Raw genomic sequence first — 13,444 nt, forward strand, 5'->3', positions numbered from 1 at the left:
GGTGTTCTTCAGTCCGCCGTCAGCGTCATCAGGATGTCCGCATACCATGCGCAGTTCAGGCCGAGCGCCTCGTCCAGCTTCAGGTCGCGGGTGCCGACGTCGAGCCTTGCCGAATGCACGCCCAGCAGCAGCCACGGCAGATCGCCCGCGGGCGGCTCGGTACGGGTGCAGCGCATCACCACCGGGGCGCCGCTGGTGCCGCGGTGGGTGCGGGCGTCGGTCAGGAAGTAGCCCTCGCCCTGGAAGCGCAGCCCGAAGGACGAGGCGATGGCCGCCTGGCGCACCACCGGCATGTGGTGCAGGGTGTCGTGGAAACCGAGCGGAAAACCCACCACCAGCAGCGAGGTGCCGACCTCGATGCGGTCGGCCGGACCGGGGAGGTGGTCCGGCGTGAACGCGCGCAGGTCGGTCTGCGCCGGTAAGGCGGCGCGTTCGAGTTCGATCACGGCGACGTCGATGTCGCCGGCCGAATCCTCGCCCTGGCGCCAGATGCTGAGTCCGTCACGATAGAGCGGAATCGAGAAGCCGGTGGAGTGGGCGAGGTTGAGCGCATCGTCGTGGAGCTCGATCTCGATGCGGTCCGGGAAGTGCTTGCTCGCCTCGTCGTGCAGCACGTGGCGACTGGTCACCAGATACAGGCGGCCATCGCGCGCGAAGAAGAAGCCGCTCGCATTCGTCAGCCCGCGCTGGCCCTCGAAGGTGCGCACGCGCGCGGCGGTCAGCAGGATGGACTCGATCGGGGCCGGCGGGGGGGCAGCCGCGCGGCGGCCGGGCGCGGCCACTCAGCCGCCCCGCATCCGGCGCCGGGCCTCGTGGATCTCCTGCGCCTCCACGCTGAGCGTGGCCGTCGGTCGCGCGAGCAGGCGGGCAATGCCGATGGGCTCGCCGCTCGACTCGCACCAGCCGTACGTGCCGTTGTCGATGCGCGCCAGGGCCTCGTCGATCTTGTGCAGCATCTTGCGTTCGCGGTCGCGCACGCGCAGCTCGAGCGTATGGTCCTCCTCGAGCGAGGCACGGTCCGAAGGGTCGGGGGTGCTCTCGAACTCCTGCAGGTGCAGGGTGGTGCGGTGCGCGGAGTCGAGCAGCGCGTCGCGCTCGGCGATCAGCCGCGCACGAAAGAAGGCCAGCTGGCGCGCGGACATGTACTGGTCGGATGGCGCGGCCAGCATCTCGGCTTCGGTGGGAAGTGGGGCCTGGGCAATGAGCGTGTCATTCATGCTGCTCTCCTCAGCGTGAGGCTGCGTACCGAGATCCGGAGGGCGGGTGCCGCCGGAAGGGTCTGTCCGGTCACCATACACGCCAAAACGCGGACTGGGTGAGCGACGTGCACACGCGCCGGGGCAGTCTGTGGATTATCCGGATTCCTTATGGGGACTATAAGCGTTTCGCAGTCATCGGATCGGGGCGATGCAGGTAATTTGCCCACCGGAATGGCGTGTGCGCCTTCTTCCTGACACCTTGGGACCCTCCGGAGACACAAAATGACAAGACTCAGCACCCGCATCAAGCCGCTTGCCCTCGCAGGCGCGTTGTTGGCCGTACCCGCAGTGAGCCAGGCCGCGACCTGGAGCGACACCTTCGTCGGCTACCGCTACGGCACCGACTTCCGCGAGCCGACCAACACCAAGGACGTCCAGAAGCACGTCCTGCAGTTCACCCACGCCAGCGGCTACTCGGTCGGTCAGAACTTCGTGAATCTGGACGTGCTGCAGTCGGACAAGGCCGATCCGGCCAGCGGTGGGGAGAGCGGGGCGACCGAGTTCTACCTGACCTATCGTCACCAGGTCCATCTGGGCAAGGTGTTCGACAAGAGCCTGGCCTTCGGACCGGTCAAGGAGGTGGCCGTCACCGCCGGCTTCGACCTCAACACCAAGAACACCGCGTTCGCCCCGCGCAAGCGCCTGGTGGTGCTCGGTCCGACCTTCAAGTTCGACGTGCCCGGCTTTCTCGACGTGAGCCTGCTGCTCGGCAAGGAGTGGAACCGCTGCGGCCTGAATCCCTCCACTCCGGGGGGCTTCGACCCGTGTCCGAAGACCGAGGTCAGCTTCGATCCGCAGTGGATCCTCAGCGCGGCCTGGGGCATCCCCTTCAATGCCGGCTCGGTGCCGCTGAAGTTCCAGGGCTTCATCAACATCAACGGCGAGAAGGGCAAGGACTACGCAGGGGTGAAGACCCACACCGAGACCCTGATGCGCACCTCGCTGATGGTCGACGTGGGCCAGATGGCCTGGGGCAAGAAGAACACCTTCCTGATGGGCGTGGGCTACGAGTACTGGCGCAACAAGTTCGGCAACCACGCCTTCGCCAATGGCGTCGAGAAGCCGGGCATCGACACCAGCGCCCCGACCTTCCAGATGGAATGGCACTTCTGAGCCACTGCTGAGCGAAGGCCGCGTCTGCGGCTGAGCTGAAGCGAAGCGGGCGGATGCGCGAGATGCGCATCCGCCCGCTGCTTTTTCAGCGTGGCTTCGGGCTCACACGTTCAGTACCGTCACCGCGCGCGTGTTGAGATAGGCCTCGAGCGCCTCGGGTCCGCCCTCGGATCCGTAGCCCGAATCCTTGATGCCGCCGAAGGGCACCTCGGCGCTCGGCGTCGCCGGCTGGTTGATGTACAGCATGCCGACCTGGAGCTCGTGGGCGAGCAGGTGGGCGTGCTTCAACGAGCGCGTGAAGGCGTAGCCGGCGAGACCGAAGGACAGGCGGTTGGCCTCGGCGATCGCCTCGTCCAGGGTGTCGAAGCCGCGGATCGCCGCCACCGGGCCGAAGGGCTCCTCGTTGAACACCTTGGCGTCGAGCGGCACGTCGGTGAGCACGGTGGGGGCGAAGAAGTTGCCGCTGCCGCCGATGCGTTCGCCACCGGCCGCCACCGTGGCGCCGCGCGCGACGGCGTCGGCGAGGAAGTCGCTCATCGCCGCCACCCGGCGCGGGTTGGCGAGCGGACCCATCTGCGTGCCCTGGGCGAGGCCGTCGCCGACCTTCATGCCGGCGGCGTGGCGCGCCATGGCCGCCGCGAACTCGGCGCGCACGCTCTCGTGCACCAGGAAGCGGGTGGGCGAGATGCAGACCTGGCCGGCGTTGCGGAACTTGGAGGCGGCCGACACCTTGACCGCGAGGTCGAGGTCGGCGTCTTCGCACACGATCACCGGGGCGTGGCCGCCGAGCTCCATCGTCACCCGCTTCATGTGCTGGCCGGCGAGCGCGGCGAGCTGCTTGCCCACCGGGGTGGAGCCGGTGAAGGTGATCTTGCGGATCACCGGGTGCGCGATCAGGTAGCTCGAGATCTCGGCCGGGGTGCCATACACCAGGCCGATCACGCCCGCCGGCACGCCGGCGTCCACGAAGGCGCGCACCAGCGCGGCGGGCGCAGCCGGCGTTTCTTCCGCGGCCTTGATCAGGATCGAGCAGCCGGTGGCGAGCGCCGCCGCGGCCTTGCGCACCACCTGGTTGATCGGGAAGTTCCACGGCGTGAACGCCGCCACCGGGCCCACCGGGTCCTTCAGCACCATCTGCGTGGCGGCGAGGTTGCGCCCGGGCACGATGCGGCCATACACGCGCAGGCCCTCGTCGGCGAACCACTCGATGATGTCGGCGGCGGCCAGGGTCTCGACCTTCGCCTCGGCCAGCGGCTTGCCCTGCTCCTGGGTGAGCAGCGGCGCGATGTCGGCGGCGCGCTCGCGCATCAGCGCGGCGGCGCGGCGCATGACCTTGGCGCGCTCGATCGCGGAGGTCTTGCGCCAGGTCTCGAAGCCCTTCTGCGCGGCGGCGAGCGCGAGGTCGAGGTCGGCGATGCCGGCGTGGGCGACGCGGCCGATCTCGGCGTCGGTGGCGGGATTGAGAACAGGCAGCGTGCGGCCGTCGAGGGCGTCGCGCCACTGGCCGTCGATCAGCAACTGGGTGTCGGGGTAGCTCATCTTGTCGTCTCCAGCTCGGGGCGGGGAAAAGGGGAGGGGCCCCGATTCTTGGCCATCCGGGCGCACGATGTCCACCGCGCGCCGACGATCCTCGCCGGGCGCGGCTGCGCGCCGCGCCCGGCCTGCCCGCAGCGGAGGGGCGTTCAGCCGAGCTCGGTCGCGGTCAGCGTGTAGCGGAAGGCGTCGGGGTCGAGGCTGTCGAAGCGCTCGCCGTTCGCCTCGCCCTGCGGGTACATCAGGAAGGGGACCTCGTCTCCGGTGCTGTGGGGCAGTTTGAGGTCATGGGCGTCGTTGTAGGCGAGCCAGTTCATCTCCCACGCGCCGAACAGGCGCTTGCGCACGACGATCACCTTGGGATCGACGATCGACAGCTGGCCGGGCGGCTCCTCGAGCACCACCTTGCGCACGTCCGCCGGGTCGACCGGCACCCAGCCGAAGCGCTCGAGGAAGACCTCGGCGCGGCAATGCTGGCCCTTCGACACGTTGCCGCTCTTGCCCAGGCTCTTGTAGCCGAAGCGCGAATCGGCGACGCGCAGCCCATACACGTCGCGCGCCGGCAGGCCGGCGGCGCGCGCCAGGCCGACGAAGAGCGCGTTGAGATCGGCGCACTTGCCGGCGAGGTCGCCGGTCTCGAGCATGGTGCGGATGTCGCCGGTGCCGCAGCCGCGCACCTTGGGATCGCGGAAGGTGTTGTCCACGATCCAGTCGTATATCGCGCGCGCCTTGTCCTCGTCGGTCTTCGCGCCGCGCACGATGTCGCGCGCGGTGTCGCCGACGATGCCGTCGGTGGGCAGCAGGGCAGTGGCGCGGGTGTAGTGCGCGTGCTGGGCGGGCGGCAGGCGCAGGGGCTCGGCATGCGGGTGCGAGAAGTCGACGGCGCGGTCGCGGGTGGCGAAGCGGCTCACCACCTCGAGCTGGGGAACGGCGCTGCCCGGCGCCCATTCGGCGTAGAGCATCTCCGTGCCCGAGGCGTCGCGCACCAGGGTCATGTAGTCGGCGTTGCCCTGCCACAGGCTGCCCATCGGGCGCTGCCAGTCGGCCTCGTTCATCGCCGGCAGCGGCACCCAGACGCGGGTGGCGCCGTCCGCGGCGAGCGGCTCGATGCGCGTCGTCAGCTCGAAGCGGCGCCAGCCGGTTTCCGGCGTGGGGGCGAAGGCGGCGCCGGCGGCGGGCGTGGCAGAGGCGGCCGTGGCGCGCGCGAGCGCGGGCAGTGCGAGGCCGGCGGCGAGCGTGCCGGTGCGGAGGAAGTTGCGGCGATTCACGTGGGATCTCCCGATCGAGTTGAGCCGCCCCGGTGCGGGGTGCCGCCGGGGCTTAAGGGTGTCGCCGGCCGGTGACGGCGCGGGCGCCGGTGCGGGCAGGGCCGCGCACGAAGGACGGCCGATGCAGAGGATCGACGCTTTGTCCGGCGCGCATTCTCGGTCAATCAGGGAGCGCAGTGAAGGGGCACGGCTATCGCGCGCCGCGAGCGCATCGGGTCGCGATCCAGCGGTCGAGCGACAGCGCACCCGGTCCCTGCGCGATCAGGTACAGCAGCACCGCCGCCCATACGCCATGCGTCGGATAGGCGCCTGGATAGACGAAGACCTGGATCACCAGCGTCATCCCGAGCAGCGCCAGCGCCGAAAAGCGCGTGGCGAGGCCCACCAGCAGCAGGATGGGGAACAGGTGCTCGGCGAATGCGGCCATCGGTGCGGCGATCTCGGGCGGGATGAGCGGCAGGCGATACTCGTCGGCGAAGAGCGCGACGACGGAGTCCGACAGGCGCGGGATACCGAGCGCGAAGCTGCCGTCGATGAGGTCGATCGCGAGCCCCTCCACCTTCGTCTGCCCCGACTTCCAGAACACCGCGGCAATCGAGAAGCGTGCGAGGAGCGCGATGAAGGTGTGCGGGATGCGGCCGCACAGGGCGATCGCGCGCCGGATCCGGTCGACGGTCGATGCGTCGTCGAGTGCGATGCCGGGGCGGCGTCCGGCCTCGCGTGTCGTATGCAGGTCCGTGTTCATGGCCAGCTCCTGTCGGCGAATTGCAGTGCGCCCAGCGCGCCATGTCGAATGAGCACGGCCAGCGTCGCGGCGAGATCGAAGGCGGGGTCGGCGCCGGCGGCATCGGCGGCCTCGCCGAGCGCACGCCCGTCGGCGAGCGCGGCGACGAAACGCCCTCCGGACGGTGGCAGGCCGACGACCTCGACCTCCATCGCCGGCCGCACGACGAGCGCGGCTTCGGGGCGGAACGGATCGATGTCGTCCAGCGCGCCCACACCGTGATGCGCGGCCCACAGCGACATCACCGCATGGGGCGAGCGGATCACGCCGGCAGCCGGGTGGAGACGAAGGCGCAGCCCCGGCAGCCGGTCGGGGTCGGCGAGCGCGCGCGCGATCTCGTCCGGCTTCGGCGGTGCCGCATCGGCCGCATGCAGCGCCCGCAGACGCAGCCATTCCAGCCGGGCCACGTCGGCGAGATAGGGCACCGCGCGCGCCGGCGCGAAATCCTCGACGAAGGCCGGGAAGCCCTCGCCGTAAGCGCTCAGCATCGGTGAGGACGGCGGCGAGCGGCGCAGGAAAACGCGCGCCATGGCGCGGAAGAATTCCTCGCCCACCAGTTGCTGCGTGACCGGGAAGCTGTCGGCGAGCACGTCGCTCAGTGCGCTGGTGACGTTGTTGCGATACACGGCAAAGCGGTGCGCGGGATCGGAGCCGTTCCAGACCACCAGGCCCGCGGGAAGCGCGGCCTCGGGATCCAGCAATGCCGCGGCAAAGTCCGCGTGGGTCGTCATGCGCCGACCTCCTGGGCTGCGCCGGCCGACCTGCGCAACAGCGCATCGGCGCGTGCCGCCTCGGACATCAGCTCGGAGAGTCCGGGGACGTCGTTGTCGCGCTCGATCAGCGTGGCCACTGCGCCCACCCGCGCCAGCGCGAATTCATACAGATTCCACACCGCCTCGGCGACGGGCGAGCCATGGCTGTCGATCAGCAACGCTGCGCCGATCGCATCGCGATCGACCGCGAAGCCGGCCAGATGAATCTCGCCGACCGCCTGCAGTGGCAGTGCGTCGACGTAGGCCTCGACGTCGCGGGCGTGGTTGATCGCCGACACGTAGGCGTTATTCACGTCCAGCAGCAGACCGCAGCCGGTGCGGCGTACGACCTCGGTGATGAAGTCCGCCTCCGTCATCGTCGACCGGTCGAATTCGACGTAGGTGGCCGGGTTCTCGAGCAGCATGCGGCGCCCGAGGCGCGTCTGCACCTGGTCGATGTGGTCGCACACCCGCGCCAGCGTCGCGCGGTCGTAGGGCAGGGGCAACAGATCGTCTAGGAAGGCGCCGCCGTGAGATGACCACGCCAGATGCTCGGAGAACGCTTGCGGCTGGTAGCGCGCCAGCAAGGCGGCGAGACGGTCGAGGTGGGCGCCGTCGAGCGGGCCCTCCGAACCGATCGAGAGGCCGACGCCATGAACCGACAGCGCATGGTGCGCGCGGATGCGCTCCAGCCAGTGGTGCATCGGCCCGCCGGCGACCATGTAGTTCTCGGCATGGATCTCGAAGAAGCCGAGCGCGGGACGCGTGGTGACGATGTCCTCGAAATGTTGCGGTTTCAGGCCGATGCCGGCACGCGGCGGCAGGCTGCCCTGCGCCGCCCGCGTTGGTGCGTCACGATGGCCGCCATCCAGATGCAACCCGGCGGGGTGTCCGAGAGAAGTGGCGGTGGTCATCGCGAGCGCTCCGATTCCGCTTCAGCCGATCAGGACTTCTTCTCCATGAAGGCCTGCAGCTGCCCCATGCCGGTGGGCGAGGTCGGTGACGCCATCTTCTCGCAGGTGCCCTTGGGCACGTACTTCCAGGCGTTGCCCTGGTGGTCCTTCTTGGCGGTGCCGGCGCAGGTGGTGCCCGGTCCGGCGGCGCAGTCGTTCTTGCCCTTCATGGCGACACCGAAGCACTTCTCCTTCTCCATGTCCTGGGCAGCGGCCGGCGCGGTCGCCGTAACGAGCGCGACACCGAGTGCGAGGGCGAGGGCGGCGGCGGAATTGAGGCTTTTCATTGCGGTCTCCTGAGGTGGTTGGTGGGGATGTCCCACACCGCTTCGTCGCCGGGCGCGCGCCGATTCTTACAGGCGGGAATAAAAATTCCTCTGCGCGCCTGCGGTGTCGCGCTGGGCTCGGAGGACGTCCGGCGACGGGAAACTCGCAGCCGGGGCGGCAGGATGCGGCGAGCGCGGCATAATGGCGGGCATGAGTATGCATGCTCCCGGATCGGCGGCCGCCTGTCCGGTCTGCCTCGAGGCCGCGCCGCGCCCCTTCATGCATGTCGATGGACGGGACTACTGGCGTTGCGATGCCTGTGAAGCCACTTTCGTGCCGCCTGCGCAGCGGCCGGAGGTGGCCGAGGAGCGCGCGGAATACCTGCTGCACCGGAATGAGGCCGGCGACCCCGCCTACCGCGCCTTCCTGTCGCGCCTCGCCGAGCCGCTGCTGCAGCGCCTGACGCCGCGCAGCGCCGGCCTTGACCACGGCTGCGGTCCGGCGCCTGCGCTGGCGATGATGCTCGAGGCCGCCGGCCACACGATGTGCGTCTGGGACCCCTTCTTCGCGCCCGACCCCGCCGCGCTGGCACAGACCTACGACTTCATCACCTGCACCGAGGTCGCCGAGCACTTCCACGACCCCGCCGCCGAGTTCGCCCGCTTCGACCGCCTGCTGCGCCCCGGCGGCTGGCTGGCGGTGATGACCTGCTTCCAGACCGACGACGCGCGCTTTGCCAGCTGGCACTACCGGCGCGACCCCACGCACGTGGTGTTCTATCGCGAGGCCACCTTTCGCTGCATCGCGCGGCGCTTTGGCTGGCTGTGCGAGGTGCCGCGCAAGGACGTGGTGCTGATGCGCAAGCCCGTCAATGCGCATGACTGCCGGCCGCGCGGTCCGTGATCCAGCCGCGCCCTGCGGCCGCTTTCGCCGGCCGCCACGAGATCGCCTTCTCCCCCCACCCCGCAACGGAGAGCCTCCCATGCGCTACGAAACCATTCTCTACGACCTCACCGACGGCATCGCCGAGATCCGTCTCAACCGCCCGCAGCGCCTCAACGCCGTCACCCAGCAGCTCTACGACGAACTCAACGACGCGCTCACCCGCGCCGAAGCCGACCGCGACGCCCGTGTCGTGCTGATCACCGGCGAGGGCCGCGCCTTCTGCGTCGGCGCCGACCTCAAGGCACACAAGGTCGGGCGCACCGCCTTCGACCGCCGCCAGTACCTCAAGGGCGAGCAGGACGCCTGCCACCGCCTGCTGCACATGAAGACGCCGGTGATCGCCGCGGTCAATGGCTATGCGCTCGGCGCCGGCGCCGAGATCGCGATCGCCTCCGACTTCATGCTGATGGCCGAGAGCGCGCAGATCGGTCTGCCCGAGATCTCGATCGGCAACTTCCTCGGCGGCGGCGTGACCTGGCTGCTGCCGCGCCTGGTGGGGCTGGCCAAGGCGCGCGAGCTGGTGTTCCTCGGCGAGCGCATCGGTGGCGCGGAGGCGGTGCGCATCGGCCTGGCCAACCGCGTGTTCGCGGACGAGGGCTTCCTCGCCGCGGCGCGCGAATTCGCGCTCAAGGTGGCGAGCAAGGCGCCGTTCTCGATGCAGCTCGCCAAGGAGCAGCTGAACCTGTCGGCCGAGCGTACGCTGGATGCCTGCCTCACTGCCGAGCTCGAGGGCATGATGTTCGTCGGCACGACGAAGGACTGGCAGGAAGGCGTCGATGCCTTCGCCGAGAAACGCGCACCCGTCTTCAAGGGGGAATGACACGATGACCGAGATTGCGACCCAGGCACCGACCCAGTCCGCCTCCACGCCCGCCCACAAGAGCCCGCTGCACGACTTCCTCGCGCCCGATGCGATCGCCATCGTCGGCGCCTCGGCCGACCCCACCAAGCGCGGCTACAAGGCCATGGTCGGCCTCATCAAGGGCAACTACCGCGGCAGGATCTACCCGCTCAACCCCAAGGTGCCCGAGATCCTCGGCGTGCCCACCTACGCCTCGCTCGACGACATCCCCGGTCCGGTCGACCTGGCGCTGATCTGCACCCCGGCCGCGACCCTCCCCGGGCTGATGGCCGAATGCGGGCGCAAGGGCGTCAAGGGCGCGGTGATCCTCGCCAGCGGTTTCCGCGAGACCGGGCCCGAAGGCGCGAAGCTCGAGCAGCAGGTGCTCGACGCCGCGCGCGCGGGCGGCGTGCGCATCATCGGCCCCAACACCTCGGGCATGTTCAACCTGCACAAGAACGTGAACCTGCTCGACCTGCGCAACGTGAAGGCGGGCGACATCGGCTTCATCTCGCAGTCGGGCAACATGCTGCTCGCGCTGGTGCTGGAGGCGGAAAACAACGGCCACGTCGGTTTCTCGACCTATGTCGGCCCGGGCAACCAGACCGACATCGGCTTCAACGACTACCTGCGCTACCTCGGCGAGGAAGAGAACACCCGCGTCGCCACGCTGTACGTCGAGGGCTTCCGCGACGGCCAGCGCTTCCTGCAGGCGGCGCGCGAGATCACGCCGGTGAAGCCGGTGGTGGTGTACAAGTCCGGCGCCACCGAGCTCGGCAAGAAGGCTGCCAGCTCGCACACCGGCGCGCTCGCCGGCAGCTACGAGATGACGGTCGACCTGCTCAAGCAGGTGGGCGTGAGCGTGGTGCGCCACTCCGACCAGATCCTGCCGGTGGCCGAGGGCCTGGCGCTGATGCAGCAGGCGCGCGGGCGGCGGGTGGCGGTGATCGCCGACGGCGGCGGCCAGGCCACGATCACCTCCGACCGCCTGTCGGACGCCGGGCTGGAGCTCGCCGAACTGTCGGCGGCCACGCGCAAGCGCCTGGCCGACATCCTGTTCGCCCAGGCCTCGCTCGCCAACCCGATCGACGTCGCCGGCACGTCCGACGCCGACCCCGAAGTGCTCGCGCGCTGCATGGAGATCGTCGCCGACGACGACAACGTGGACGCGGTGTTCCTGGTCGGCATGTTCGGCGGCTATCACACCCGCTTCGCCGAATCGCTGCTCGGCGGCGAGATGCGCGCGGCCGAATCGATGATCGAGCTCGCTCGCCGCTGCGGCAAGCCGCTGGTCATCTACAGCCTGTATGCGCCGGTCAAGCCGCCCGCGCTGCGCCGCCTGCACGAGGCCGGGCTGCCGGTGTATGCGTCGATCGAGCACGCGGTGAAGGTGCTGCAGGCGCTCGCCGAGCGCGGCATCTACCTGCAGCACCAGCACGGCCAGCCGCTGCAGTCGGGCGTGACCCCGCTCGAGACCATGCAGGCCATGTTCGCGCGCGCGCAGAACGAGGGCCGCGACCTCTACGAGTTCGAGGCCAAGACCCTGCTGCGCGAGCACGGCATCGCGGTGGCCGAGGAGGTCGTCGCCCACGGCGCCGACGAGCTCGCCGCCGCGGTGGCCAAGTTCGGCGAGCAGCCGCTGGCGATGAAGGTGGTGTCGAAGGACATCCTGCACAAGTCGGACGCCGGCGGGGTCAAGCTCAACCTGGTGGGCGAGGCGGCGCTGCGCACGGCGTTCGATCAGATCATGACGAGCTGCCGTGCCTACGACGCCAACGCCGACATCCGCGGCGTGCTGGTGACGCCGATGGCGCGGAAGGGCACCGAGGTCATCATCGGCGTGGTGCGCGATCCGATCTTCGGGCCGGTGCTGATGTTCGGCCTCGGCGGCATCTTCGTCGAGATCCTGGAGGACGTCGCCTTCCGCGCCATCCCGCTGTCCCGCCACGACGCCGAGGCCATGGTCGGCCAGCTCAAGGGGCGCAAGATCCTCGCCGGCGTGCGCGGCGAGTTGCCGGTGGACAAGGCGGCGCTGGTCGACCTGCTGCTGAAGGTGTCGAGCATCGTCAGCGCCTACCCGCAGCTCTCCGAGCTCGACCTCAATCCGGTGATCGCCTACCCGGACGGGTATGCCGTGGTGGATGCGCGCATCATCACCAACCGCGCGGTGGCCAGCAGCTGAGGCGGCAGGGGCGGCGGCGGGGCAGCCCGCTCAGCCGCCGCCGGTCCCGTGGCGCACGATGCGATTGCGGCCGAGGCGCTTGGCTTCGTACATCGCGCGGTCGGCGCTGTGGATCAGCTCGGTGGCGCTGCGCCCGTCGCGCGGGTGCAGGGCGAAACCGATGCTGGCCGAGATGTGCGCCGTTTCCGCGTCGAGCTGGTAGGGCTCCGCGAGGCGGGCGAGCAGCTTTTCCCCGATGTGCGCTGCGTCCTCGGCCTGGTGCAGGACGGGCAGGATGATCGCGAACTCGTCGCCGCCGAGCCGCGCCACGGTGTCGGTAGCGCGGACGCATGCGCGCAGGCGGCTGGCGACCTGCTGCAGCAGCGCGTCGCCGGCGTGGTGGCCGAGGCGATCGTTGACCGCCTTGAAGCCGTCGAGGTCGATGTACATCAGCCCGACCGCGCCGCCGGTGCGTGGGGCGCGCAGCAGTTCATGGTCGAGCTGCTCCTGGAAGCGGTGACGGTTGGCGAGACCGGTGAGCGGATCGCGGCTCGCCAGCCGCCAGGCGAAGTGACGATCGTCGTGTGCCGCACCGGCGAGCAGCGCGGTGGCCGCGCTCATCGCGAGCAGCAGCTGCAGTTCGGTGACGCTGCCGGCCTGCACCTCGAGCAGCCGGCCGCCGACGACCTGCACCGCGCATACGATGACGGCGGTGAGGTACGCGAACAGTACGCCGCGGGTCAGTCCGGCCAGCAGCACCGGGAAGAGCACCAGGATCGACAGTTCGGGCGCGACGCCGAGCAGCTGCGGCAGGTTCAGGACCAAGAGCGATACCAGTACGGCGAGCCCGAGCAGGCCCGGCAGCGCCGGCAGGCCCTGGTTGCGCAGCTGCACTTCGCCCGTGTCCGGCGAGGCGGCGTAGCGGCGGCCATGGCGCAGGTTCCAGGCCAGCGTGAAGGCCGGCACACCGAACAGGACTCCGGCGAAGTCGCCACCCCAGAAGGCGAGGAAGACTTCGCCGAACGTGTCGGTCGGCAAGTGACGGAAGGGCGGGATGAACAGGGTGGTCGCGGCGGAAAGCGTCACCGCGCCGAGGCTGATGGTGACGAAGTGCAGCGCGGTCGGCAGCGTGAGCCGGGTCGGATGGGCGAGCCAGTGCGAGCGCAGCAGCAGGCCGGCGCCGCCGTAGCACACCACCTGGCGCAGCGCGCCGCCCCAGTCCAGCGCCAGGGAGAGCCCGCCGCCCACACCGAGTTGACGTACCGTCAGGATGGCGAGGAAGGCCCAGGGCAGGATGCGCCAGCCGCAGATCATTCCCGCCGCGGTGCTCAGCCCGGCGGACAGGTAGAGGGCGCTCACGTGAGCCTGGACCTCGAAGAGCGCCGAGACCTGCCAGGCGATCCAGTAGCACGCGAACAGCAGGACCGCGTTCGCGATCTGCAGGTGCTGCGGCGGGCGGGGCGTGGGCGGATGCATGCGGCGCTTCGGGAGAGGTTCCGCCTCGGCGAAGGGGTGGATGGGCAGGGCGGCGAAAGCATAGCAGTCGATGCTGTGCACCTGTCATCCGA

13 protein-coding genes are annotated in these 13,444 nt (G+C 70.0%); 4 read left to right on the forward strand and 9 right to left on the reverse strand.

All coding sequences use genetic code 11. From position 1 onward, the window contains the following. Positions 1-8: 8 nt before the first annotated feature. Together AAG895_RS02400 and dksA are read right to left on the reverse strand one after the other, a co-directional pair. A complete protein-coding gene (locus AAG895_RS02400) occupies positions 9-782 on the reverse strand; it encodes a serine protease (RefSeq protein ID WP_345793972.1) in 774 nt (257 codons plus the stop codon). Further along, on the reverse strand, positions 783-1,217 hold the full coding sequence (dksA, locus tag AAG895_RS02405) for an RNA polymerase-binding protein DksA (protein WP_345793973.1): 435 nt from the start codon (positions 1,215-1,217) through the stop codon (positions 783-785). 264 nt (positions 1,218-1,481) lie between these two features. Here dksA and AAG895_RS02410 point away from each other — a divergent pair, with 264 nt between their 5' ends. Beyond that, complete coding sequence (locus tag AAG895_RS02410; protein WP_345793974.1) at positions 1,482-2,372, forward strand: hypothetical protein; 891 nt, start codon at positions 1,482-1,484, stop codon at positions 2,370-2,372. Between the two features lie 102 nt (positions 2,373-2,474). Here AAG895_RS02410 and AAG895_RS02415 read toward each other — a convergent pair whose 3' ends face one another. From AAG895_RS02415 to AAG895_RS02440, 6 genes are all read right to left on the reverse strand, one after another. Next, entirely contained in the window at positions 2,475-3,911 is a 1,437-nt protein-coding gene (locus AAG895_RS02415; protein ID WP_345793975.1) for an NAD-dependent succinate-semialdehyde dehydrogenase, read from the reverse strand. A gap of 143 nt (positions 3,912-4,054) precedes the next feature. After that, complete coding sequence (locus tag AAG895_RS02420) at positions 4,055-5,173, reverse strand: transglutaminase domain-containing protein (RefSeq protein WP_345793976.1); 1,119 nt, start codon at positions 5,171-5,173, stop codon at positions 4,055-4,057. 190 nt (positions 5,174-5,363) lie between these two features. Further along, positions 5,364-5,918 carry a DoxX family protein gene (locus AAG895_RS02425; protein WP_345793977.1) on the reverse strand — a complete coding sequence of 185 codons (555 nt, stop codon included), beginning with the start codon at positions 5,916-5,918 and terminating at the stop codon, positions 5,364-5,366. Beyond that, positions 5,915-6,688: a DNA-binding domain-containing protein gene (locus tag AAG895_RS02430; RefSeq protein ID WP_345793978.1), complete on the reverse strand. Its 774-nt coding sequence runs from the start codon at positions 6,686-6,688 to the stop codon at positions 5,915-5,917. Before AAG895_RS02430 ends, AAG895_RS02425 begins: the two co-directional genes overlap by 4 nt. Further along, on the reverse strand, positions 6,685-7,623 hold the full coding sequence (locus tag AAG895_RS02435; RefSeq protein WP_345793979.1) for a DUF692 domain-containing protein: 939 nt from the start codon (positions 7,621-7,623) through the stop codon (positions 6,685-6,687). The genes AAG895_RS02430 and AAG895_RS02435 overlap by 4 nt, the downstream gene beginning before the upstream one ends. A 29-nt stretch (positions 7,624-7,652) precedes the next feature. Then, the gene (locus AAG895_RS02440; RefSeq protein ID WP_345793980.1) at positions 7,653-7,949 is read right to left on the reverse strand and encodes a DUF2282 domain-containing protein; all 297 of its coding nucleotides are present in this window, start codon (positions 7,947-7,949) and stop codon (positions 7,653-7,655) included. A 190-nt stretch (positions 7,950-8,139) separates the two neighbouring features. On the opposite strand from AAG895_RS02440, the gene AAG895_RS02445 reads away from it, so the two are divergent. The 3 genes from AAG895_RS02445 to AAG895_RS02455 all read left to right on the forward strand — a co-directional run bounded on the left by AAG895_RS02445 (position 8,140) and on the right by AAG895_RS02455 (position 11,897). Then, positions 8,140-8,832 carry a class I SAM-dependent methyltransferase gene (locus AAG895_RS02445; protein ID WP_345793981.1) on the forward strand — a complete coding sequence of 231 codons (693 nt, stop codon included), beginning with the start codon at positions 8,140-8,142 and terminating at the stop codon, positions 8,830-8,832. Positions 8,833-8,911: 79 nt separating this feature from the next. Continuing rightward, positions 8,912-9,694 (forward strand): enoyl-CoA hydratase/isomerase family protein, encoded by a 783-nt coding sequence (locus AAG895_RS02450; protein WP_345793982.1) that lies wholly within the window; start codon positions 8,912-8,914, stop codon positions 9,692-9,694. A 4-nt stretch (positions 9,695-9,698) separates the two neighbouring features. Beyond that, positions 9,699-11,897, forward strand: coding sequence for an acetate--CoA ligase family protein (locus tag AAG895_RS02455; protein WP_345793983.1), 2,199 nt, complete (start codon positions 9,699-9,701; stop codon positions 11,895-11,897). 30 nt (positions 11,898-11,927) lie between these two features. Here the strand turns inward: AAG895_RS02455 and AAG895_RS02460 are convergent, their stop codons facing one another. After that, positions 11,928-13,433 (reverse strand): diguanylate cyclase, encoded by a 1,506-nt coding sequence (locus AAG895_RS02460; protein WP_345793984.1) that lies wholly within the window; start codon positions 13,431-13,433, stop codon positions 11,928-11,930. Between the last annotated feature and the right edge of the window lie 11 nt (positions 13,434-13,444).

Origin of the sequence: Thauera sp. JM12B12, from assembly GCF_039614725.1 — a bacterium.
In the GTDB taxonomy this organism is placed as follows: Bacteria; Pseudomonadota; Gammaproteobacteria; order Burkholderiales; family Rhodocyclaceae; genus Thauera.

What these genes read in the sequence shown, in the direction of transcription:
- dksA (WP_345793973.1), bottom strand. Translation starts at nt 1,217, where the DNA reads ATGAATGACACGCTCATTGCCCAGGCCCCACTTCCCACCGAAGCCGAG.
- AAG895_RS02410 (WP_345793974.1), top strand. Translation starts at nt 1,482, where the DNA reads ATGACAAGACTCAGCACCCGCATCAAGCCGCTTGCCCTCGCAGGCGCG.
- AAG895_RS02415 (WP_345793975.1), bottom strand. Translation starts at nt 3,911, where the DNA reads ATGAGCTACCCCGACACCCAGTTGCTGATCGACGGCCAGTGGCGCGAC.
- AAG895_RS02425 (WP_345793977.1), bottom strand. Translation starts at nt 5,918, where the DNA reads ATGAACACGGACCTGCATACGACACGCGAGGCCGGACGCCGCCCCGGC.
- AAG895_RS02430 (WP_345793978.1), bottom strand. Translation starts at nt 6,688, where the DNA reads ATGACGACCCACGCGGACTTTGCCGCGGCATTGCTGGATCCCGAGGCC.
- AAG895_RS02435 (WP_345793979.1), bottom strand. Translation starts at nt 7,623, where the DNA reads ATGACCACCGCCACTTCTCTCGGACACCCCGCCGGGTTGCATCTGGAT.
- AAG895_RS02440 (WP_345793980.1), bottom strand. Translation starts at nt 7,949, where the DNA reads ATGAAAAGCCTCAATTCCGCCGCCGCCCTCGCCCTCGCACTCGGTGTC.
- AAG895_RS02445 (WP_345793981.1), top strand. Translation starts at nt 8,140, where the DNA reads ATGAGTATGCATGCTCCCGGATCGGCGGCCGCCTGTCCGGTCTGCCTC.
- AAG895_RS02450 (WP_345793982.1), top strand. Translation starts at nt 8,912, where the DNA reads ATGCGCTACGAAACCATTCTCTACGACCTCACCGACGGCATCGCCGAG.
- AAG895_RS02455 (WP_345793983.1), top strand. Translation starts at nt 9,699, where the DNA reads ATGACCGAGATTGCGACCCAGGCACCGACCCAGTCCGCCTCCACGCCC.